16 protein-coding genes are annotated in these 22110 nt (G+C 61.8%); 13 read left to right on the top strand and 3 right to left on the bottom strand.

Going from position 1 to position 22110, the window contains the following annotated elements:
* The first annotated feature begins 47 nt into the window (after window positions 1-47).
* The 4 genes from speB to betA all read left to right on the top strand — a co-directional run bounded on the left by speB (window position 48) and on the right by betA (window position 5966).
* Window positions 48-1022: an agmatinase gene (gene speB, locus G3O01_RS11320; protein ID WP_205804724.1), complete on the top strand. Its 975-nt coding sequence runs from the start codon at window positions 48-50 to the stop codon at window positions 1020-1022.
* A 97-nt stretch (window positions 1023-1119) separates the two neighbouring features.
* A complete protein-coding gene (locus G3O01_RS11315) occupies window positions 1120-2628 on the top strand; it encodes an aldehyde dehydrogenase family protein (RefSeq protein ID WP_205804723.1) in 1509 nt (502 codons plus the stop codon).
* Between the two features lie 88 nt (window positions 2629-2716).
* Entirely contained in the window at window positions 2717-4237 is a 1521-nt protein-coding gene (locus tag G3O01_RS11310) for a cytosine permease (RefSeq protein ID WP_205804722.1), read from the top strand.
* A gap of 37 nt (window positions 4238-4274) precedes the next feature.
* Window positions 4275-5966 carry a choline dehydrogenase gene (gene betA, locus G3O01_RS11305; RefSeq protein ID WP_205804721.1) on the top strand — a complete coding sequence of 564 codons (1692 nt, stop codon included), beginning with the start codon at window positions 4275-4277 and terminating at the stop codon, window positions 5964-5966.
* Window positions 5967-6059: 93 nt separating this feature from the next.
* Here the strand turns inward: betA and G3O01_RS11300 are convergent, their stop codons facing one another.
* Window positions 6060-6908 carry an IclR family transcriptional regulator gene (locus tag G3O01_RS11300; RefSeq protein WP_205804720.1) on the bottom strand — a complete coding sequence of 283 codons (849 nt, stop codon included), beginning with the start codon at window positions 6906-6908 and terminating at the stop codon, window positions 6060-6062.
* A gap of 144 nt (window positions 6909-7052) precedes the next feature.
* Between G3O01_RS11300 and G3O01_RS11295 the strand changes: the two genes are divergently transcribed.
* The 3 genes from G3O01_RS11295 to G3O01_RS11285 all read left to right on the top strand — a co-directional run bounded on the left by G3O01_RS11295 (window position 7053) and on the right by G3O01_RS11285 (window position 11942).
* Window positions 7053-8246 (top strand): acyl-CoA dehydrogenase family protein, encoded by a 1194-nt coding sequence (locus G3O01_RS11295; protein WP_205804719.1) that lies wholly within the window; start codon window positions 7053-7055, stop codon window positions 8244-8246.
* A complete protein-coding gene (locus tag G3O01_RS11290; RefSeq protein WP_241023854.1) occupies window positions 8243-10471 on the top strand; it encodes an acetate--CoA ligase family protein in 2229 nt (742 codons plus the stop codon). Before G3O01_RS11295 ends, G3O01_RS11290 begins: the two co-directional genes overlap by 4 nt.
* Window positions 10472-10559: 88 nt before the next feature.
* Complete coding sequence (locus G3O01_RS11285; RefSeq protein WP_205804718.1) at window positions 10560-11942, top strand: MFS transporter; 1383 nt, start codon at window positions 10560-10562, stop codon at window positions 11940-11942.
* A 377-nt stretch (window positions 11943-12319) separates the two neighbouring features.
* Here G3O01_RS11285 and G3O01_RS11280 read toward each other — a convergent pair whose 3' ends face one another.
* Complete coding sequence (locus G3O01_RS11280; protein WP_205804717.1) at window positions 12320-13210, bottom strand: NAD(P)-dependent oxidoreductase; 891 nt, start codon at window positions 13208-13210, stop codon at window positions 12320-12322.
* Between the two features lie 427 nt (window positions 13211-13637).
* On the opposite strand from G3O01_RS11280, the gene G3O01_RS11275 reads away from it, so the two are divergent.
* The 4 genes from G3O01_RS11275 to G3O01_RS11260 all read left to right on the top strand — a co-directional run bounded on the left by G3O01_RS11275 (window position 13638) and on the right by G3O01_RS11260 (window position 17910).
* Window positions 13638-14594: an ABC transporter permease gene (locus G3O01_RS11275; protein ID WP_205805135.1), complete on the top strand. Its 957-nt coding sequence runs from the start codon at window positions 13638-13640 to the stop codon at window positions 14592-14594.
* Window positions 14595-14683: 89 nt separating this feature from the next.
* Complete coding sequence (locus tag G3O01_RS11270; protein WP_205804716.1) at window positions 14684-15658, top strand: sugar-binding protein; 975 nt, start codon at window positions 14684-14686, stop codon at window positions 15656-15658.
* A gap of 30 nt (window positions 15659-15688) precedes the next feature.
* Window positions 15689-17191, top strand: coding sequence for a sugar ABC transporter ATP-binding protein (locus G3O01_RS11265; protein WP_205804715.1), 1503 nt, complete (start codon window positions 15689-15691; stop codon window positions 17189-17191).
* Between the two features lie 47 nt (window positions 17192-17238).
* Window positions 17239-17910 (top strand): aspartate/glutamate racemase family protein, encoded by a 672-nt coding sequence (locus G3O01_RS11260; protein ID WP_205804714.1) that lies wholly within the window; start codon window positions 17239-17241, stop codon window positions 17908-17910.
* On the opposite strand, the gene G3O01_RS11255 is transcribed toward G3O01_RS11260, so the two are convergent.
* Complete coding sequence (locus tag G3O01_RS11255; RefSeq protein WP_205804713.1) at window positions 17907-18695, bottom strand: Crp/Fnr family transcriptional regulator; 789 nt, start codon at window positions 18693-18695, stop codon at window positions 17907-17909. The genes G3O01_RS11260 and G3O01_RS11255 overlap by 4 nt on opposite strands.
* Before the next feature lie 335 nt (window positions 18696-19030).
* Between G3O01_RS11255 and G3O01_RS11250 the strand changes: the two genes are divergently transcribed.
* A complete protein-coding gene (locus tag G3O01_RS11250) occupies window positions 19031-20515 on the top strand; it encodes a HAMP domain-containing sensor histidine kinase (RefSeq protein WP_205804712.1) in 1485 nt (494 codons plus the stop codon).
* A complete protein-coding gene (locus G3O01_RS11245; protein WP_205804711.1) occupies window positions 20500-21885 on the top strand; it encodes a sigma-54 dependent transcriptional regulator in 1386 nt (461 codons plus the stop codon). Before G3O01_RS11250 ends, G3O01_RS11245 begins: the two co-directional genes overlap by 16 nt.
* The last annotated feature ends 225 nt before the right edge of the window (window positions 21886-22110 follow it).

Genomic DNA, 22110 nt, shown 5'->3' with positions numbered 1-22110 from the left:
GTTGAAATGAAACCGCGTTTTCTACCGAATGACACATGGAGACAGGGATGCAGAGCAATACATACGAAACTGGGCGGCTCAATCTGCCGTTCGTGGGCCACTGCACGTTTGCGAAGTCGCCCGTTTGCGTCGACTGGGACAGGATCGACGCAGACGTCGCGATTCTCGGCGCACCGAACGACATGGGCACGCAGTGGCGCTCGGGCGCGCGCTTTGGCCCGCGCAGCATCCGCGAAGCGTCGACGCTGTTCTCCTTCGGCCATTCCGGTGCGTACGACCACGAAGACGATGTCCTGTACCTGAGCGGCGACCAGGTGCGCATGGTGGACGTAGGCGATGCCGATATCGTCCACACGGATATGGCGAGAAGCAACGCGAATATCGAATTCGCCGTGCGCAAGATTCTCGAATGCGGCGCCATGCCCGTGACCCTGGGCGGCGATCATTCGATCCATGCGCCGGTGATCAAGGCGTTCGAAGGCCGTGGTCCGATTCATATCGTTCATTTCGATGCGCACCTGGATTTCGTCGATGAGCGGCATGGCGTGCGCTACGGCCACGGCAATCCGCTGCGGCGCGCGTCGGAGATGAATCACATCGTCGGCATGACGCAGCTCGGCATACGCAACGTGTCGTCGTCGAACCGCGCCGACTACGATGCCGCTCGCGAGGCGGGCTCCGACATCCTCTCGGTGCGCGATGTACGCCGGCTGGGCCCCGAAGCCGTGCTGGCACGCATCCCCGAAGGCGCCGCCTACTACATCACGATCGACATCGACGGCTTCGACCCGTCAATCGCACCTGGCACGGGCACACCGAGTCACGGTGGCTTCCTGTACTACGAGGTGCTCGAAATCATCCAGGGCCTCGCGCGACGCAGCCACGGAAACATCTGCGGAATCGACCTCGTCGAGGTGGCGCCCGCGTACGACCCGGCCGACGTCACATCGATTCTCGCGGCGCAACTGCTGATGAACTCCATCGGCTTCATTTTCCACGAGCGCGCGAAACACGCGCGATAGACGGGCCGCCTGTGCACGCTGCACAGCGGTCTGCGCACAACACCATGACAACACCGTGGGCGTGCTATTGGCACGAACCACGAACAAGGAGACGACGATGGATACCATCGTACGAAATTATCTGGAGCAGTATGGCGTGTGCGAGGCAACGCGCCACTTCCTCGACAGGCCACACAGGATGCTGATCGACGGCGCATTCGTGGCTGGCGAGGACGGCGAATACCTCGACGCAATCGAGCCGTCCACAGCAGGCGTGATCGCGAAGATTCCACTGGCGACGACAGGCGATCTGGATCGCGCCGTTGCCGCTGCACGCAGGGAATTCGATGGCGGAACGTGGCGGCGCCTCAAGCCGCTGGAGCGCGAACGGCTGCTTCACCGGCTCGCGGACCTGATTGAAACGCACGCGACGGAGCTTGCCGAAATCGAATCGATCGACGTCGGCAAATCCGTTTCCCAGGCGCGCGATGTCGACATTCAGGGCACTGTCGACACCTTCCGCTATTTCGCCGGCTGGCCGACGAAGATTCACGGACGGACAGTCGAGCCATCGTTGCCGGGCAACTATGTGGCGTACACGCGCAAGGAGCCAGTTGGCGTGGTCGGTGTGATCGTGCCGTGGAATTTTCCGCTGCAAACCATGGCATGGAAAGTAGCGGCCGCGCTCGCGGCGGGCTGCACCGTCGTGATCAAGCCTGCGGAACTCACCTCGTTGTCGACACTGCGTTTTGCAGAACTGGTTCAGGAAGCCGGCTTTCCCGATGGTGTCGTCAACGTCGTGACGGGGCGCGGCAGCGTAGTGGGGGCGGCCATGGCCAGCCATCCGGGCATCGACAAGGTGACCTTCACGGGCTCCACCGAGGTGGGCCGCAGGGTTGGCAGCGCGGCGGCCGGTGGCATCCGGCGGGTGACGCTGGAGCTCGGCGGAAAATCGCCCGTACTTGTGCTCGATGACGCCGATGTCGACGCAGCGGCGCGCGCGGTCGCGAACGGCATGTTCTTCAACGCCGGCCAGGTGTGCGACGCCGGTACCCGTGTGTACGTGCAGCGCAAACTTCACGACCGGTTCCATGCAGCGCTGGTCGACTACACGCGAACGCTGAAGATTGCGCCGGGTCTGGATCGCGACTGCTTTATCAGTCCGCTGGTGTCGGCAGCGCAAAAGGACCGCGTGATGACCTACATTGAAACAGGGCGCCGCGAAGGTGCGGAGGTGCTCTACGGCGCGCGCCCGTTGGACGGGCCGGGGTTTTTTGTTCAGCCAACCATCTTCGCGCATTGCCGCAGCGACATGAAGATTGTCCGCGAAGAAATCTTCGGCCCAGTGCTCGTGACGACGCCGTTCGACGACGTCGGCGAAGCCCTGACGCTTGCCAACGACTCGCCGTATGGACTTGCGGCCGCGATCTATTCGAACGATCTGAAGCGCGTGCATGCGCTGATTCCACAACTGCACGCCGGCACGGTCTACGTCAACGCGCACAGCACGATCGACCCATCGATGCCGTTCGGCGGCTTCAAGGAATCGGGCTTCGGCAAGGACCTGGGTTCGGAGCAGCTCGACGCTCTCACGGAGACCAAGGCCGTGTGGATCACGCTCGATTGAACACGGATGCCACGCCGCCGTGCGCTTGCGCGGCGTGTGCAACGCCAATCCTCATTGCATCAACCTTCCGTACCGGGTGGATCAGACGATGAAAGCACAGGACAGGGTTGCGACGAACTTCGCGGCCGACAGCGAGCATGGATCGATTGAAGGTCACTCCATCGACTTCATTCCAGAACACGAACGAACGGACCGGCTTTCGCGGCAGGGACCGTTCTGGTTTCTCGGCAACTTCACGTTCTTTACGATGACCATCGGGTTCGTCGGCCCGAGCGTGGGTCTCAGTGCATTGTGGACGACGATAGCCGGTACGCTCGGCATCATGTTCGGCACGTTGTTTATGGCGTTTCACGGTTCGCAGGGGCCGCATCTCGGCTTGCCGCAGATGATCCAGTCGAGAGCGCAGTTCGGCTATCGCGGCGTCGTGCTGGTCCTGATGGCGACGCTGTTCGTCTTTGCGGGCTTCAACATCGTCAATCTCGTGCTGATGATGCAGGGCCTGAAAACGCTCTACAGCTGGGACCCCGTCAAGGTCGCGCTGGTGGTCACGATTCCGGCCGCCATTCTCGCGATTCTCGGCCACGACTGGATGCATCGCAGCTTCAAGTGGGCGCTGTATCTGTCGCTGCCGCTGTATGGCATCGTGACGGCTGCGGTCCTGCTGCATTGGGTGCATGATGCGCCGTTGCCGGCGGTCGTACCGGGCGCGACGCCACCCGTGCCGCTCGGCTTCGCGTGGACGGGTTTCATCGCCCAGTTTGCGGCCGCGGCGAGCTACAACATTGCCTATGCGCCGTATGTGTCGGACTACTCGCGCTATCTGCCGAAGAACACACCGAGCGGCAGACTGATCGCCGCCGTGTTTCTCGGCGCATCGTTGTCGGGTGCCTGGATGATCGCAGTGGGCGGATGGCTCGGAGACCACCTGCACGCAACCGATGTGCTGGTCGCTCTGAATCAGGTGGGCAGCGAGCTTGCGCCGGGCTTCGGTAGCGTCGTCGTCGCTGTCACGATTCTCGCATTCCTGCCGGTGATCGCGATGAACATCTACAGCGCGAAACTCACGGCGATCACGGGCGTCGACTCGTTCCGCAAAGTCGAGCCGACTACGCGAGTCCGCATTCTCGCAATCATCTTCGTCGTGCTTCTGCAACTGGGCATTGCGCTGAGCATCTACACGTCGGGCAAGGGGCTGTCGGTCCTGAATATCTATCTGGTTGTGATGCTTTACTTCCTCGTGCCCTGGACAGCCGTCAATCTCACCGATTACTTTTTCGTTCGCAAGGGCCGTTACGCGATTCCGCACTTCTTCCTTCCTCATAACAACATCTATGGACGATGGGGCGCGCGCGGACTCATTTCGTACGCGATTGGTTTTGCAGCCATGGTGCCGTTCTTCTGCATCTTCGATGGCACAAACGAGGTGTATGTCGGCCCGCTAGCACGCCGGATGGGCAGTCTCGATCTAGCATGGCTGGTCGGACTGCTCGTGTCGGGTATCGCGTATTACGTGCTGAGCCGCTCGCTCGATCTCGAACGCGAAGAGGCGGTGATCGCCCATGTCGAAAAGACGATGCCGCAATACACCACCGGCGATCAGCGGTTCTGACAACCTACGCCACCACGATTACGAATCAGGAAAGATCATGGCAACCGAGCAATACGATTACATCATCGTTGGCGCCGGATCGGCTGGCTGCGTGCTGGCTAACCGGCTGACCGAAGATCCCGCTGTCAGCGTGCTGGTGCTGGAATACGGCGGCAGCGATCGAAGCGTCATCATCCAGATGCCCAGCGCGTTTTCGATGCCGATGAACACGAAGAAATACAACTGGAAATACCAGACAACGCCGGAACCGCATCTGAACGGGCGCCAGTTGCATTGCCCGAGAGGCAAGGTGCTGGGCGGGTCGTCGTCGATCAACGGTCTCGTGTATATCCGTGGCCATGCGTACGATTTCGACGAATGGGAAGAGCTGGGCGCGAGAGAGTGGGGCTATCGTCATTGCCTGCCTTATTTCAGGCGCGCGGAGCACTACAAGTTTGGCGGCGACACGTATCGGGGAGATAGCGGGCCGCTTTGCACGAACAACGGCAACAATATGCGAAACCCGCTGTATGGCGCGTGGATAGAGGCGGGTGTGCAGGCGGGCTACATCGGCACCGACGACTGCAACGGACACATGCAGGAAGGCTTCGGCGCCATGCACATGACGGTCAAAGATGGCGTGCGCTGGTCCACCGCGAACGCCTATCTTCGCCCAGCGATGACGCGGCCCAACCTGCGTGTCGTGACTCACGCGATGACACGGCAGATTCTCGTTGAAGGCAAGCGTGCGACGGGTGTTGTCTACGAACAGGGTGGCGTTGTTCATACGGCACGTTGCCGCGCGGAGGTGCTGGTTTCGTCCGGGCCGATCGGCTCGCCGCACCTGTTGCAACGCTCGGGTATCGGGCCGTCCGATGTGCTGCGTCGGGCGGGAATCGAGGTGAAGCATCATCTGCCGGGCGTCGGTGAAAGCCTGCAGGATCATGCCGAAATCTACATCCAGTACGCGTGCAAGGAGCCCGTCACGCTGAACGGAAAGATGGATCCGTTCAGCAAATTCATGATCGGCTTGCGCTGGTTATTGTTCAAGGACGGTCTCGGCGCGAGTAATCACTTCGAGGCGGGCGGGTTCATCCGTTCAGAGGCTGGTCTTCGCTGGCCTGACATCCAGTTCCATTTTCTGCCGGCCGCCATGCGCTACGACGGCGACAAACCGTTCAAGGGACACGGATTCATGATCCTGACGGGACCCAACAAGCCGAAGAGCCGCGGCTATGTGCGCGCGACATCCGTCGATCCTTTCGTGCACCCCGAAATACGCTTCAACTATCTGGAGCGCGAAGAGGATCGCGAGGGATTCAGGCGATGCGTGCGACTCACGCGGGAGATCATCGGGCAACCTGCGATGGACCGTTTCCGCGACGTCGAACTTGCGCCGGGTCCCGATGTGAAGACCGACGCGGAGATCGATGCGTTCGTCAGGACGAATCTGGAGAGCACGATGCATCCGTGCGGTTCCTGCCGCATGGGCGAGGACGACATGGCCGTAGTGGATTCGCAGTTGCGGGTTCGTGGTATCGCGGGATTGCGTGTTATCGACTCGTCGGTCTTCCCGACAGAGCCTAACGGCAATCTGAACGCACCGACAATCATGCTCGCCGAGCGCGGAGCCGATCTCGTGAAGGGCATTTCGACCTTGCAACCGTCGGACGCGCAGATCGGACTGGCAGAAGGATGGGAGACGCGGCAACGCACCCGCGCGCCCATGCGGGAAGTGCGCGAAGTGTGATTCAACGGAAGTACGCTAGCGACGAAGGCCCGTAGCGTGAGCGCCATGTTCGTGGCGCCATTCGCTCGGGCCTTCTGTACCAGCAACGCATGGCTAGAAGATCCCCATCGCCCCTTCCACGCTGCGCACCATCGACACGAGCCGCGGTCCAACATCGCCTTCCAGTTGTCCATCCTTGAGCAGATACGAAGGCACGCCGCAATTGAACACGAGTATTTCTCCATCGGGTGCCGGCTTCATCGGCACCGCAACCGCATGAACTTCGCGCCGCAAATCGCCATACGACGCACAGAAGCCGCGCTCCCGAAAGTAGTCGATGGCACGCAGCACGCGCTCGCGAAACATCGCCCAGTCGTCGGGCGACTTGACGGCGATCTCGTTGAGTAACGCTTCGCGCCGATCAGCGGGCAGCGCGGCAAGGAGCGCGCGGCCCATCGCGGTGCGCACGATCGGATAGCTCAGGCCAATATCCGGCGGCAACCCGAGCGGCGTGCTGCTGCGGCTGCTCTCCAGATAGACGACGCTTAGCCGGTCGCGCATGCCGAGCGACACCGAACCGCGTATGTGATCCGCCAGTTCCTTCATCGAAGGCCGCGCGATCTGCCTCACCGTGAGACTCGCGAGCAACGGATAGCCGAGCGACAGCACAGCCGACCCGAGCTGGAACTTGTTGTTCATCCGGTTCACGCGCAGATAGCCGAGCCGCGTCAGCGTGTAGGTGAAGCGGGAAATTGTCGCCTTCGTCATGCCAGTGCGCGCCGCGAGTTCGGCATTGCCGAGTTGCGAATCGCGCGGCGTGAAGCAGTGCAGGATATCGAGGCCGCGCGCCAGCGTGGTGGCGAACTGGCGGTCGCCGTCGAACTCGTCGGGCAGGTAGCGCGCCTTCGATTCCAGATAGTCGCTCGTCACCGGCTCGGCTTCCGGTGCAGGGTTGCGTGCCATGATGCCTCCGTTGCGTCGCCTTCATTCTGAGCCACATGTTCCGCATATCCAAACTGTGTTCAGCATAGTCGAACAACACTGCCAATCCGAAAGAAAAAGTTCGATAGTAAGTCCATAAATCGACCGATATCACGGAGACAGCGAATGGACAGCAAGGCCCCGAATTTTGACTGGATGCTCGCCGACGTAGCGCGTTTCGTTCGCGAGGAAGCGATCCCGCGCGAGAACGAGATCGAACAGGCCGACGCCGTGCCGGACGACCTCGTGGAACGCATGCGCAAGCTCGGTTATTTCGGCTGGAGCGTGCCGCGCGAATACGGCGGCGCGGGACTCACGACCGAACAGCTGGTACGCGGTGCGTTCGAGATATCCCAGGCGTCGGTGGCGTTCCGGGCGCGGGTCGGCACCAATACGGGCATCGGCTCGGAGGCACTCATCGCAGATGGCACTGAGGCGCAGAAGCGGCACTATCTGCCGCAAATCGCATCGGGCGCGCTGACGGGCGCATTTGCGTTGACCGAGCCGGACGCCGGCTCCGATGCGACCGCGCTGCGCACCACTGCACGCCGCGATGGCGACCATTACATGCTCGACGGCAGCAAGTGCTTCATCACGAATGCGCCGATCGCCGGGCTGTTCACGGTGATGGCGCGCACCAATCCGTCGATACCCGGCGCAGGCGGCATCTCCGCATTCCTCGTCGAACGCGGTACGCCGGGCCTGTCGACCAGCGAACCGTACGCGAAAATGGGTCAGGCCGGCTCGCCCGTCGGCGATGTGCATTTCGACGCGTGCCGCGTGCCTGCGTCCTGTCTGATCGGCGGCGTGGAAGGGCAGGGTTTCCGCACGGCGATGAAGGTGCTGAACAAACAGCGCATCCATCTGGCGGCGCTGTGCACCGGTCCCGCGATCCGCATGCTCGACGAAGCCGTGGCCTATACGTCGCGCCGCGAGCAGTTTGGCAGGCCGGTGTCGGAATTCCAGCTGATTCAGGCGCTCATCGCCGAAAGCCAGACGGAAATCTACGCGGCGCGCTCGATGATTCTCGAAACCGCGCGCAAGCGCGACGCCGGTGCGGATGTTTCGCTCGAAGCGTCGATGTGCAAGATGTTCGCGTCCGAAATGTGCGGACGCGTCGCGGATCGCGCGGTGCAGATGCTCGGCGGTCGTGGCTATCTGGCTGGTAATGCGGTGGAGCGTTTCTATCGCGATGTGCGCGCGTTTCGCATCTACGAGGGCACCACGCAGATCCATCAGCTGAACATCGCGAAGATCACCCTGCGCCGCGCGGCACACAATATGGACGGCGTCGCCACGACGGCCGCGCGTGCCGCATGAGCGCCAACGACGTCATCAACATGAGCAGCGTGCTCGACATCAATCGACTGGTCGCGCCGCGTGCAATTGCAATCGTGGGCGCGTCGAACGACCCGAAGTCGATCAGCGGCCAGCCGATGCGCTTCCTGCTTCAGCACGGCTATCGCGGCATGCTGTATCCCGTCAATCCGAAGTACGCGCAGATTGACGGCGTCGCGTGTTATTCGGATATCGCCAGCTTGCCGCAGACGCCGGATCTCGCGCTCATTCTCGTTGCCGCGCGCCGCGTGCCGGACATGTTGCGCGAGTGCGGAAAGAAGGGCGTGCGCTATGCGATCGTCTACAGCTCGGGCTTTGCAGAAGCGGGCGAAGCGGGCGCGGCATTGCAGCGCGAATGCGCCGAAGTCGCGGCTACGTTCGGCATCCGCGTGATCGGACCGAACTGCCAGGGTTTCGTCAGCACCGGGGCAAACGTATATGCGGGCTTCGGCGCGCCCTTTGGCGTCAATTACCGCGCAGGCGGACTCTCGCTGATTTCGCAAAGCGGCGGCTTCGGCTGCGCGCTTCTGCTGATGGCCGACGAACTGGGCATCGGCCTGCGCCACTTCATCACGACAGGCAATGAAGCCGACGTGAGCCTGCTCGATCTCGTCGATGCATGTATAGACGATCCGGAAACGTCGCTGATCGCGACTTACATTGAAGGATTGAAGGACGCCCGCCGGCTCGTCGCCGTCGCGACGCGCGCGCTCGATGCGGGCAAGCCGCTGCTCGCATGGAAGGTCGGCAATACCGCCGATGGCGCGAAGGCTGCGGCATCGCACACGGCCAACCTGGGCGGCGCATCGACGTTGTATCGCACCGCGTTCCGGCAAGCCGGCGTGATCGAAGTCAGCGACGTCGCCGATCTCGGCGATTACGCGAAAGCGCTCGAGCCGAAGCGCCTGCCGCGCGGCAACCGGATCGCGGTCGTGACGCTGTCGGGCGGCGCGGGAATTCTGATCACCGATGCGTGCAGCGAGCGCGGCATGTCGGTGCCGCCGCTTTCGCAAGCCACGCTCGATGCGCTCAAGCCGATCGTGCCGGCGTTTGCATCGCTTGCCAATCCAGTCGACCTGACGGCGGGCATCCTTGCCGATCCGCAAATCTTTACGGACACGCTGCAGATCATTGCCGACGATCCAGGCATCGATTCGATTGCCATCATGGCGGCAGCGGCGAGCGGTGCTGTCGCGCTTTCGATGGCCGAGGCAGTCGTGCGCGTCTATCAGACGACCGACAAGCCGTTGATGCTTGCATGGAACGCGCGCCGCGACATGGCGTCGGATGCGTACTGTGTGATCGAAGCGGCGGGCGTGCCGTTGTACGCGACGCCTGTGCGTTGCGGGCGCGCATTCGCGATGCTGTCGGGCTACGCGCAGGCACAGCGTACGCGAGCGGCTGCTCGCGCCGCACAGGCGCCCGCATCCGACCGGCTTCGCGCGACCAGGGCGCAGGCGCTCATCGCGCAGAGCCCAGGCGAATTGACCGAGCACGCCGCCCAGCGTTTGCTCGCCTGCTATGGCATCGATGCGCCCAAGAGTATGCTTGCGAAGACCCAAGACGAAGCGCTCGCATTCGCGCGAAGCATTGGCTTTCCAGTTGTCGTCAAAGTCCAGTCGCCGGATATTCCACACAAGACGGAGGCGGGCGCCGTGCGCGTCGGCGTGCGTGACGAGGCAACGCTCGCAAGCGCATTCGACGAGATCGTCAGCAATGCGCGGCGTCACGTTCCGGGGGCGCGTATCGAAGGCGTGCTGGTGCAGGAACAGATCAGCGATGCCGTGGAAATGATCGTCGGTATCGACAACGATCCGTCGTTCGGCCCCGCCATCATGTGCGGACTCGGCGGCATCTATGCCGAGGTTTTGAAGGACGTAACGTGGCGTCTTGCGCCTGTCACGCATGATCAGGCGTATGCGATGATCCGCGAATTGCGGGCCTTTGCGATGCTCGATGGTGCACGCGGCAAGCCACGCTGCGACATCGATGCGCTCGCTGATGCGATCGTGGCGATGTCCGCGATGGCGCTCGATCTCGCGCCCGGCATGCAGGAATTCGATATCAATCCGCTTTTCGTGCTGCCAGCGGGCAAGGGCGTGCGGGCCGGCGATGCGTTCGCGCGCTGCGCGCCGGCGACAGATGCGGACAAACAGGAAGACGAGCGCGAAGACGAGCCGCGCAGGCAGGCGGTCGTCGACGGATAGAAGCGTGATGTAGCTGTAGTGAGAGCGGGCGCCCGCGTTCATCGCGGCGTCCACCGAACATCGTATTCGCCTTCTTCGCGAGACCATCATGCACAGCTCTTCGCTTACCGGTGAGAACGACGCGAGCGACTACGCGCCCGCTGAAATCGAGCGCACGTATCGCAAGATGTTTTACCGGCTGATTCCGCTGCTGTTTCTCTGCTATGTGATCAGCTACATCGATCGCGTGAATATCAGCTTCGCCAAACTGCAGTTCATGCACGACCTCGGTTTCTCGGAATCGACCTACGGCCTGGGCGCGGGTCTGTTCTTTATCGGCTACGTGCTCTTCGAGGTGCCCAGCAACCTCTGGATGCAGCGTATCGGTGCGCGCCGCACGCTGCTTCGCATCATGTTCGCGTGGGGTCTCGTGTCGAGCCTCATGATGTTCGTGCGCACGCCGACGCAGTTCTACGCGATGCGCTTTCTGCTCGGCGTGACGGAAGCCGGCTTTTTCCCCGGCATCATTTACTACCTGAGCTGCTGGTTTCCGGGCGCCCGGCGTGCACGCGTCACAGCGTTCCTGATGATGGCGACGGCGGTGGCGGGCATTGTCGGCGGGCCGCTTTCCGGGTTCATCATGACGCGGCTCGCGGGCGTGGGCGGTTTGCCCGGGTGGCAATGGCTGTTTCTGCTGGAAGGCGTGCCTGCTGTGACGCTCGGCATTCTGGCGTTCTTCCTTCTCGGCGATACTCCAGGGCAGGTGAGCTGGCTTGACGAGCGCGAGAAAGCCCTCGTCGCTCGCGAACTGCTCGCCGACGAAAAATCGAAGCACACCAGCCATCTCGATGGACTGCGTGGCGCGCTGGTGAATCCACGCGTCTATCTCGCGGCGCTCGTCTATTTCGCGGTCATGATGCCGTTCAATGCCATCGGCTTTTGGGCACCGACCATCATCCGCGATCTGGGTGTGGCGAGTGTCCTCGACGTCGGGCTGTTGTCTGCACTGGTGTTCATCGCGGCGGCGCTGGGGACGTATGTGGTCGGAGCAAGTTCCGACCGCACGATGGAGCGCCGCTGGCATGTCGCGGGCAGCGCAGCCGTGACGGCGCTCGCGTTTGCGCTGCTGCCGGCGGCGGGCCATCACGTGGCGGTCGGTGTCGGATTGCTCGCGCTTGCGGCGGCAGCTTCCTATGGCTGCTTCGTCGTGTTCTGGACGATTCCGCAGACGTTCCTGCCGCGTTCGTCGGCGGCGGGTGGTATTGCGATGATCACGAGTCTTGGCGGCACGGGTGGTTTCGTGAGCCCGGCGTTCGTCGGCTGGATGAAAACCCAGACGGGAAGTGCCCAATACGGATTGATTGGATTGGCCGTGGTGCTGATGGCGGGTGTCGTGTTGTTGCTGCTGGTGTTCCCGTCGTCCGGGCGCAAGCTGACCGCGGGTGCTTCAGGTACGCCCGGCGGACGGGAGCAGCAGCTCAGTACGAGGTAGTATCAGCATCGGATAGCGATATCACGACCTTCCTTGATAAAGCGGCACGTGTCTGACTCGACGGCGCAATTAAACATGGGGACGAGCGTTGTGCATGGGGGCGCGACCTTGCTCGTCCGACATCTGCGCAGGCCGTCGTTGCCACCCGTCAAACTGCTCATCGATCATCCGCCCGTCCGATTCGCCTTTGAGGCAGCGGCAAAACGAACCTGTTAGCGCTTCTGCTAATACGATTAGCGGAATTAACGAACTTCAACGGCAACCGGATCGATGCCCACGCAGGGCGGTGTGCGCCGCAAGACTTCGCGGCGCACGGCAGAAACAATCTACGCCTGAACCCGGCTAAACAAGCAGGAGAGATGGAAGTGAGGTGAGTCTCACTTCGCCTGATCGCGCCAAAAGTACTTCTGCTTCCAGCCGAGCAGACGCTTCAGCTTCTCATTGTTCAAGAGCGTCTCAAACTCGCCGAGTTGCTTCTTCAGCGGCACTTCCGGATAAAAGCGCTTTAGCAGTTCCGCAGTCGGCAGATCGGACGATACATCGTCGGCGGCGATATTCATCACCTCGAAGCCGAGACCGTCTTTCTCGATACCCAGGCGCGCCGCCTCGGCGAGATCGCGGCCGTCGATATAACTCCATGCGATGCGCTTGCGCAACGACGGGTCCTTGTTCCACATCTCGAACTTCGCATAGTCTTCCGGATCCAGCACGTTGCCGATCCGGAAGCAGTACAGGTCGGCGCCGGTGCGTGCATGAAACGCCTTTGCAGTTACTTCGTTGATCACCTTCGACGTCGCATAACTGTCCATCGGGTCGACCGGATATTGCTCGTCGAGCGGGAAGTACTGCGGATTGCGATGCCGGTGCGCGAACACCACGCCATAGGTGGTTTCGCTCGATGCAACGATCACCTTGCGGATGCCAAGCTTCGAAGCGGCATCCAGAATGTTGTAGGTGCCCATCACGTTGATGCGGAACACCTCGTTGTCGGTAGTGACCATGATGCGCGGAATCGCCGCGAAATGGACGATTGCGTCGATCGGCTTCGGCTCGATGTCCGGCACGAATTCCGTAGGCGCGGTGCTCGATGCGAGCGCGTTGAACACCTGGCCTGCGTCGGTGATATCGGTGATCAGCGTGCGCGCAGTGCGTTTGGGCATCGGCACGCGGTCGAGGTTCAGCACTTCGTAGCCGTGTTCGACGAGATTTTCGACCACCCATTTTCCGGCGAGTCCGCTGCCGCCGGTCACAATCACTCGCTTCGTCATGCGGTTTGCTCCTTGAAAGAATGTCAGAGGGGCCGGATGCGTGTCGCGTGTATGCGCCGGCAGACCTTGTCGAGAGCTTAAGAGTTTGTGCAGCACGTTTCTGTGACGGGCGTCATAGTCGGCATTGCCGTACGCGTTCGATGCGCGATTTGCGGGTCACCACGGCATTTTTTGTCGTTTCCTCTATTGCGGCGCAATTGCACTCGCATTGAAGCCGCACGTCAGCCGCACTGCAGCAATCTCTGATCCCGGGACAACCCCAATAGGTTTGTATGACGCCCGTCACAGTTTTGCGGCGCGCTCTCAACCTATGATCGTCCACGATGTCGAACGCTCGCATCGAGCCCACTGTGATGCCAATGCGCGACGCCGAGGAGACTATCCGTTGAGAGCCCTTTCTTCGAAAACCGACGCGCCCGCTTTGCCGATGCCGCTCGCGCTGCTGCGCGCTTGCGTCAGGGTGCGCGAATTCAACATCTTTGCTGTGTTGATCCTGGTCGGCGTGCTGATCAGTGTGTTCTCGCCGTATTTCCTGACCACCAACAATCTGATGGGCGTGTTCCGCTCGTTCTCGCTGACGGCCATCATGGCAGTCGGCATGATGCTGGTGATCATTACCGGCGGGATCGATCTGTCGGTCGGATCGGTAATGGGTCTGTCGTCATTGGTGACCGCGCTGTCGTTCCAGCACGGCCTCGACGCCACGGTCGCCGTTGCGGCGGGTCTTGCGACGGGTGTCGTAGTCGGGGCGTTCAATGGCTTTCTTGTCACGCGTGTCCAGTTACCGCCGTTCATCGCGACGCTCGGCACGTTATCGATTGGCCGCGGACTGATGTACATCATCACCAAAGGCGTGCCCGTCACACCGGATGTGCCTGATGGCTTTACGTTTCTCGGGCAGGGTTATCTCGGCTTTATCCCGTTTCCTGTTGTCGTGATGGGGCTGCTTGCCGTGTGCTTTTCGATCGTCATGCGGCGCACGCGCTTTGGCCGCCATGTGTATGCGACGGGTGGCAACGAAACCGCCGCTCGGTTAAGCGGCGTACGCACAGCGCGCGTGAAATTCATCGTCTATGCGCTGTCGGGCGCGATTGCGGCGCTGGCCGGTGTGCTCGCGTTTTCGCGCTTCGTGTCGGCTGAACCGGCCGCAGGCTTCGGCGCGGAACTCGACGTGATCGCGGCCGCCGCGATTGGTGGCGCGAGCCTGTCGGGTGGTGTTGGCAGTGTCGAAGGCGCGATTATCGGCGCGGCGCTGGCCGGCATCATCAGCAATGGGGTTGTGCTGCTCAATATCGACACCTATGCACAGCAAACCATCACAGGCTGCGTGATCCTGATCGCGGTAAGCATCGATATCTGGCGACTTCGCCATAGAGGGCGCTGAGGCTGGCAGGCCAGGTCGGGCGGGTGCGCCGGACCAGTGTTGTGACGTTCTCGAATTCCTAAAAACCCACGCATTCTGGAGACGACATCATGCAACGAACCCTGACTCGCGCGCTCCACACGCGCAGCCTGAGCGCATTGCTCGCGGTATCGGCCGCAGCGGCGCTCTGTGCGATCCCGGCCGGTAGCGCATACGCGAAAGACACGAAGGATATTTCCGTCGCGGTGATTCCGAAAGTGGCGGTGCCGTTCTTCGACGATTGCAATAACGGCGCAAAGGCCGCTGCCGACAAGCTTTCCGTGAATTACCAATGGGTCGTGCCGCAGAACACTCAGGGTTCGACGCAGGTGCAGATTATCGAAGACCTGATTTCGAAACACGTCGACGGTATCGCGATTTCGGTGAACGAGCCAAAGTCGGTCGAAAGCGTGATGAAGCGCGCGGAAAAGAGCGGCATCAAGGTACTGACCTACGACTCGGATTCGCCCAATAGCGGCCGCTCGATGTATATCGGCACCAGCAACGAATCGGCTGGCGAGACGATGGCGGAGACGATGGGCAAGGCTTTGAACGGCCAGGGCGAGGTCGCGATCGTCACCGGGCAACTGGGCGCGGTGAACCTGAACGAGCGGATCGCAGGCATCAAGAAAGGCCTCGCGAAGTATCCGGGTATCAAGATAGTCGAAACACAGGGCACCGACGACGATCTGGCGCGCGGCGTTTCAGTGGTCGAGACGACGCTGCGTGCGCATCCGCAATTGAAGGGTATCTTCGGTGTCAGTCAAGTCGGCGGCCCGGCGGTGGCAAAGGTGCTGAACACCAAAGAGTTCGGTGCGATGAAGGGCAAGCTCGAAGTGATCGCGTTCGACGATCTGCCTGACACCGTGAAGGGCGTTCGCGACGGTTCGATCCAGGCGATCATGGTGCAGCGTCCGGTGACGATGGGCAAGCTGGCTGTCGACCATCTGGTGTCGCAGATCCAGGGCGCCGAGAAGCAGGCAAGCGATATCGACACGGGCGTCACTGTGGTGACGAAGAACAATCTCGGCAGTTATACGAAGTAATCGCACCATGCAACCAGCCAGGGACTGCCGATGACGCCATTCCTCGAGGTGCGCGATATCTCGAAGACGTTTCCCGGCGTGCGCGCATTGAACCGCGTAACGCTCGAGATCGCACCCGGCGAAGTGCTGGCGCTGGCGGGTGAAAACGGAGCGGGCAAGAGCACGCTGATGAAGATTCTCACCGGCGTGCTCGAACCGGATGCCGGCGGCGAAATCCGTATTGAAGGCGCGCCGGTGACATTGCGCGACGGGAATCATGCGCGTGCATTGGGCATCGGCATTATTTATCAGGAACTGTCGGTCGTCGAAAACCTGAGCATTGCCGAGAACATTTTTCTCGCGCGCGAGCCGTTGACGCGTTTCGGCATGATCGACCGCGCGCGGATGAACGACGCGGCGCGCGTATTGCTCGAAACGATCGGCATGCGCGTCGATCCGCGGGAACAGGTGAGCCGCCTGAGCGTGGGCCAGAAGCAGATGGTCGAAATCGCCAAGGCGATTTCATGCGATTCGAAGATCATCATCATGGATGAGCCGACCGCGTCGTTGAGCCATCACGAAACGCGCATTCTGCTCGACCTGATCAAGCGACTGCGGACGCAAGGTATTGGCATTGTCTATATTTCGCATCGGCTGGAAGAGCTGTTCGAACTGGCTGACCGCGTGACGGTGCTGCGCGATGGCGCAACCGTCGGCAGTGCGCCGATGGCGGAGGTAAGCCGCGAATGGCTGGTGCGCAAGATGGTCGATCGCGATCTGAACGAACTGTATGCGGTATCGGCATCGCATGCGACACGCGAGGTCGTGCTCGAAGTACGCAATCTGGAACTCCACGCACACGACAACGCGCCGGCACGCATTCGCGACATCAGCTTTGCTGTGCATCGCGGCGAGATCCTCGGTATTGCGGGGCTGGTTGGATCGGGGCGCACCGAAATCATGGAGATGATCTTCGGAATGCGGGCGAAGCGTGGCGACGTGCTGATCGCCGGCAAGCGGGTGGAGATCGACAGTCCACACGATGCAATCGCCAACGGCATCGGCTTCGTCACCGAAGACCGCAAAGGGCAGGGCCTCGTAGCGGGCATGAGCGTGCGCGAGAATTTCAGCCTGACGCACCTCGAAACTTACTCGCCGTTTCAGTTCGTGCGGCGCGCGGCCGAAGACGAGTGCTGCCGCGAATTCGTGCGCACGCTTGGCGTCAAGACACCGACCATCGAACAGAAAGTGATCAACCTGAGCGGCGGGAATCAGCAGAAGGTCGTGCTCGCGAAGTGGGTTGCACGCAATCCGCGTGTGCTGATCGTCGATGAGCCGACGCGCGGTATCGACATCGGCGCGAAAGCGGAAGTGCACGCGCTGCTCGGACGGCTTGCCGCGCAGGGTATTGCGATCATTGCGATCTCGTCGGACCTGCAGGAAGTGCTGGCGATCAGCGACCGCATTCTGGTGGTGCGCGAAGGACGCCTGAACGGCACCTTCGATCGCTCCGACGCAACCCAGGAGCGGGTGATGGCGGCGGCAACCGCATAACGTCTTGCCGCAACAGTCTATTTGTTCAACACGGAGTTGCAATCCAGATGACCACGATAGTCGTAGTACATACCGGTCCGGTGACGGTTCAACCGTTGAAGGATCAATTCGCCGCGCAACTGCCGGACGTGCGGATGATCAATATCGTCGACGACAGCCTGCTGAACGACGTACGCAGCGCCGGACACCTGACGCCCGAAGTGACGAGTCGACTGTACTCGTATATGTCGAACGCGCAGGCGATGGGCGCGGATTTCATCCTGAACGCGTGCTCGTCGGTCGGCGAAGCGGTCGATACGTTGCGTGGCATGATCCGCACGCCGATCATCAAGGTCGACGAAACCATGGCGCAGGAAGCAAGCCGGCTCGGCACGCGGATTGGTGTGGTGGCCACAGTAAAGACCACGCTCGAGCCAACCGTGCGGCTGATCCGCAAGAAAGCAGCCGAAGCGGGCCGTGAGATCAGTGTGATCGAGCGCGTCGCCGAAGAAGCATTCGCGGCGCTGCTGGCGGGCGACGCGGAGCTTCACGACGAAGTGCTCAGGCGCACCATCGTTGCACTTGCAGACGAAGTGGACGTAGTGGTGCTCGCGCAGGTATCGATGGCGCGGCTCGTACCGTCGCTTGGCCAGACGCGCGTGCCGGTGTTATCGAGCCCGCAAAGCGGCGTGGCGACGGTCAAGGCCGCGCTGTCAGCTACGCACCAGGCAGCACACTAGGCGCGCACCAGCGGCGCCTTGTACGCATGCTGTGGCGCCTGCCCGCTGCTCGCGACAGATTGCGTAGTGCCGCCTGTGGCGGCGAGCGCAGTTGTCATGGCTGGCAGAAATTGCGCGACGAAGGCCGGTGTCAGTACGATCTTGCGTTCGTGCGTATCGACGAGGCCTTCGGCTTTCAGATCGCTGAAATGGCGGTTCACCGATTCCCGCGACGTGCCGATAAACTCCGCCAGCTTGTCCTGTGCGATCGACAGGTCGATCAGCACTGCGCCGCCCGCACCGTCATGCGCGAAGGGTATGCCGATCTGGCTGGCGAACATCGCGAGAATATTCACGAGGCGCTTGCGCACGTCGTGCAGCGACAGATTCTCGATCAGCTTCTGTGCTTCCTGCCAGCGCTGATGATGGCTGCGCAGCACGAACTGGTTGATGACGTGGTACCGCTTCAGCAGGTCTTTGAAGTCTGCCTTGCGGATATAGCAGATGCGGCTTGCGGCGAGTGTCTCCGCGTAGTGCGAGTAGCTCGCTTCATTCAGCACGTCGCCGTCGCCGAAGATCATGCCGGCCTTGATGAACGACAGCGTGATTTCCTGGCCTTCCTCGGTGAGCCGATAGAGCCTCACGTGGCCGACTTTCAGCAGGTACACGTATTCGCTTTGCTCTTCAGGGCGATAGATCAGGGTGTTCTTGCGCAGGCTGCGGTGATCGCTGAAGGCCGGCATCACCTCTTCGAGGCAATTGCGTTCGATCAGCGCGAGAAGCTCGCTTTTTCCGACGAACCACATCGCTTGTCTCCTTGTGTGGTGCCGGCATTGCTGCAAAAGGCAGGGATAAAGCCGCGACGCGCCGGCGCCTGATTGCCAGATATTCTAACCAGCATATTGTCGCGGCGCTGGGCTTTGCGCATCGATACGCGCCGCGCGGCGTAAGCGATATGTCAGGCATGCCGCCGCTTCTATCAAGTCGAGATGCTTCCATCGCGCCTGAACCATTCCAGCGTATTCTCGCCAGCATCATCGAATGATCACGCCGTGAGGCTCGACCGGGCGCTGTCTGTGCTATGGAAGGCGGCAGAGAAATTGCTAATGATCATCTTTGCTCGATTCCCATATGGCTTCCCATGCCAAAACCGTCGTTTTCTTCGCAGCTTTCCGCGCTCTGGATCCTCGTCGCCATCCTGTGCGGCCTGCTGTGCGTGGCCGTGTGGCTCATGTTGTCATCAGCGCTCGGGGAGCGTGTCGATGCCGCGAAACAACAGGCAACCGCGACCTGCACGGCGGTGGCATCGCGCTACGACCTGTCGATGCGGAGGCCGGGTGAAGCCGACGTCGACCTCATGCATGCCGTGCTCGATCTCGTGCTGATCCGCACGGAAAGTATCGAAGGCGGCTTCTGGAGTGTTGTATCGGTGGCCAACGCACCGAATGGCTTTCTCGCGTATGCGTTTCCTACCTATGAAGGCAGCGGTGTAAAGCGCGATATCCCCGAGGCCGAGACGCCGCTTATTCTTCGTACGCTTCGAAACGTTGCCAGCACCGGCCAGATGCGGGCGGACGTGGTATCCGCGAGTGCTGATGCAGTGATCGCTGTTGCGTGTCCTGTCCCACATCATGCCGGCCTGTTCGCATGGATGCTTACGCGTGCGCGCCCGCCGTTCGGGCCTTATGGTCAGCGTGCCGCGACCGTTCTGGCCGGGGTGCTCGCGATCATCGTGATCATGGCGCTATTGCTCGCCATGGCTTTCAGACGCTGGAAGCGTAACCTCACGCAAATCGAACTGGCACTCGCGCCGAACGGTAGACTTGAACAGGGCAGGCACATCGAGCGGCTCGGCGAACGCGATCTGGACGACATCGTCGACGCGCTCAACCGATACGTCGAGCGCTCGGACCGTCTTCAGCGCGAAGCGAACGAACTACGCGCGAAACTCGGGCAGGCAGAACGCTTCGGCGCGCTGGGCAAGATGGCCGCACAGATCGCGCATGAAATTCGCAATCCGGTGGGAGCGATGCGGCTCAAGGCGGAAAACGCGCTCGCCGGCGATGAGGCACGCCGGGAAGCTGCCTTGAGAACCGTCATTGAGCAGGTGGGACGCGTCGAATTGCAGCTCGCGAGCCTGCTTGCGCTTACGCAGCCGGTAATCGTCCGCGCGAAGGAAGTCGATCTGCGGGCATGGCTCGTCGATGTCGTTCGTGCGCACGAGTCGAGTGCGGAAATCCGGCACATATCGTTGACGGCGCAAGCCGATTCCTGTGCAACGCGCCTCGCTTTCGATGCTGCGCAACTGGCACGTGCGCTGGATAACCTGATCGTCAACGCACTGCGGCATGCGCCTCCCGGCGGACACGTGACGGTCCGGGCACGTGCCGTCACCCTTGACGACGACAAACGGCTCAGGCTGGAAGTGATCGACGATGGTCCCGGCGTGAGTGCGGACGAGCGCGAGCGCATCTTCGAGCCATTCGTGACGGGCCGGCCCGATGGATCGGGTCTTGGCCTTGCCGTGGTTCGTGAGATCGCGTCGGCCCATAACGGCCGTGCGTGGCTCGCTCAAGAGTCAAATCTGACCTGCTTTGTGATCGATATACCATGGCGACCATCCTGATCATCGACGACGACGACGCCTATCGCGACGGCCTCGCAGAAACTGTCCACGACCTTGGCCACACGCCGCTGGAGGCGCGCTCGGGTAAGGAAGCGCTTGAGTTGTTGCGTGCGCATGCGATGCCCGACTGCGTCTTTCTCGACTTCCGGTTGCCGGACGCGGACGGTCTCTCGGTGCTCGAGTCGCTGCGCGGACTGACAGGTCTGCAGCACGTTCCCGTTGTGATGCTGACCGCGTATGCAACCAGTGACAATACGATTCGCGCGATGCGGCTCGGTGCCTACGAGCATCTAACGAAACCGGTCGGCCGCGACGAAATCGCCATGCTCCTTGCGCGCATCCTTGCGGCCCGCAGCGACGAGACAGTCGCGAAACCCCCGCAGGCTTTTGCAGAAGAACCGCCCTCGCGTGAACCGCAGTTGCTTGGGATCAGCGAATCCATGCGAGACGTACAGAAGCGCCTCGGCCGCGCGGCCAGCACGAACTCGACAGTGTTGATCACGGGCGAAACGGGCACCGGCAAGGAAGTGGCCGCGCGCGTGCTGCATCGCGCGTCAGCGCGCGCCGACGGCCCATTCGTCGCCGTGAATTGCGCAGCGATTCCGCAGGACCTGCTCGAAAGCGAACTCTTCGGTCATGGCAGGGGCGCGTTCACGGGTGCCCATGCGGAGCGGCGCGGCCGTTTTGAAGAAGCGCACGGCGGTACGTTGTTTCTTGACGAAGTCGGCGATATGCCGCTGGCGATGCAGGCGAAGCTGCTTCGCGTGCTGCAGGAGCGCGAGATTACGCCGCTCGGTACCAACCGGACGGTCGCGGTCGATGTGCGCGTCGTAGCCGCGACCCATCGCGACCTGCCGGGCATGGTCGAAGCGGGCACGTTTCGCCAGGACCTGTCGTATCGGCTCAATGTGATTCCGCTGCACATGCCGCCTTTGCGAGAGCGGGTAGCGGACATCCTGCCGCTGGCTGAACACTTTCTGGTGGCCCTCGCAGGTTCGTCCGACCAGGCGCGCAAGCATCTCTCCGCGGACGCCCAGCGCCTGCTCGTCAGCTTCACCTGGCCCGGCAACGTACGCGAACTGGCGAACGCGATCGAGCGGGCAAGCGCGCTTGCGCCTGCCGCGCTGCTCACCCGCGAAGACTTCGCGTTCCTGTTCGATTCGGGCGCGAGCGCGGCCGAATCGATTCCTGCGAGTCTTATCGACCTACCTTTGAGCGACGCCCTCGCTCAACTTGAACGCGCACTGATTGCCCGAGCGCTCGCGCTCGCCGATGGCAATCGCGCCGAAGCGGCGCGCCGGCTCTGTATCAGCCGGCAGTCGCTCTACACCCGTCTGGCGAATCTCGGCCTGTCTGACTCCGACGCGTGACGGCCTGACGCCGGGCTTGTGTCGGGAAACCGGACAGCGGCTGTCCAGTTACTTGACACCGCCGTTCCGATCCAACACGGTGCAGCCCGGCCGTACGGTACTTCCAGTGAATGGCATAGGCCTTGCAAAAAGCTCCACGCCAATTGAAGGAGTGGACCATGCAAGCGTTATCGAAGTACCCGCGCCACAGCGCTGCCGCGCGCGTCTTGAGCGCAATGAGTGTTA

The organism is Burkholderia sp. Ac-20365 (assembly GCF_017104715.1).
Classification (GTDB): domain Bacteria; phylum Pseudomonadota; class Gammaproteobacteria; order Burkholderiales; family Burkholderiaceae; genus Paraburkholderia.
Note: the sequence above shows the minus strand (reverse complement) of the source record. Positions and strands in the feature narration are given on the sequence as shown.

Excerpts from the sequence above, each read along its gene's own strand:
- speB (WP_205804724.1), top strand. The coding sequence starts at position 48 with ATGCAGAGCAATACATACGAAACTGGGCGGCTCAATCTGCCGTTCGTG.
- G3O01_RS11315 (WP_205804723.1), top strand. The coding sequence starts at position 1,120 with ATGGATACCATCGTACGAAATTATCTGGAGCAGTATGGCGTGTGCGAG.
- G3O01_RS11310 (WP_205804722.1), top strand. The coding sequence starts at position 2,717 with ATGAAAGCACAGGACAGGGTTGCGACGAACTTCGCGGCCGACAGCGAG.
- betA (WP_205804721.1), top strand. The coding sequence starts at position 4,275 with ATGGCAACCGAGCAATACGATTACATCATCGTTGGCGCCGGATCGGCT.
- G3O01_RS11300 (WP_205804720.1), bottom strand. The coding sequence starts at position 6,908 with ATGGCACGCAACCCTGCACCGGAAGCCGAGCCGGTGACGAGCGACTAT.
- G3O01_RS11295 (WP_205804719.1), top strand. The coding sequence starts at position 7,053 with ATGGACAGCAAGGCCCCGAATTTTGACTGGATGCTCGCCGACGTAGCG.
- G3O01_RS11290 (WP_241023854.1), top strand. The coding sequence starts at position 8,243 with ATGAGCGCCAACGACGTCATCAACATGAGCAGCGTGCTCGACATCAAT.
- G3O01_RS11285 (WP_205804718.1), top strand. The coding sequence starts at position 10,560 with ATGCACAGCTCTTCGCTTACCGGTGAGAACGACGCGAGCGACTACGCG.
- G3O01_RS11280 (WP_205804717.1), bottom strand. The coding sequence starts at position 13,210 with ATGACGAAGCGAGTGATTGTGACCGGCGGCAGCGGACTCGCCGGAAAA.
- G3O01_RS11275 (WP_205805135.1), top strand. The coding sequence starts at position 13,638 with ATGCCGCTCGCGCTGCTGCGCGCTTGCGTCAGGGTGCGCGAATTCAAC.
- G3O01_RS11270 (WP_205804716.1), top strand. The coding sequence starts at position 14,684 with ATGCAACGAACCCTGACTCGCGCGCTCCACACGCGCAGCCTGAGCGCA.
- G3O01_RS11265 (WP_205804715.1), top strand. The coding sequence starts at position 15,689 with ATGACGCCATTCCTCGAGGTGCGCGATATCTCGAAGACGTTTCCCGGC.
- G3O01_RS11260 (WP_205804714.1), top strand. The coding sequence starts at position 17,239 with ATGACCACGATAGTCGTAGTACATACCGGTCCGGTGACGGTTCAACCG.
- G3O01_RS11255 (WP_205804713.1), bottom strand. The coding sequence starts at position 18,695 with ATGTGGTTCGTCGGAAAAAGCGAGCTTCTCGCGCTGATCGAACGCAAT.
- G3O01_RS11250 (WP_205804712.1), top strand. The coding sequence starts at position 19,031 with ATGCCAAAACCGTCGTTTTCTTCGCAGCTTTCCGCGCTCTGGATCCTC.
- G3O01_RS11245 (WP_205804711.1), top strand. The coding sequence starts at position 20,500 with ATGGCGACCATCCTGATCATCGACGACGACGACGCCTATCGCGACGGC.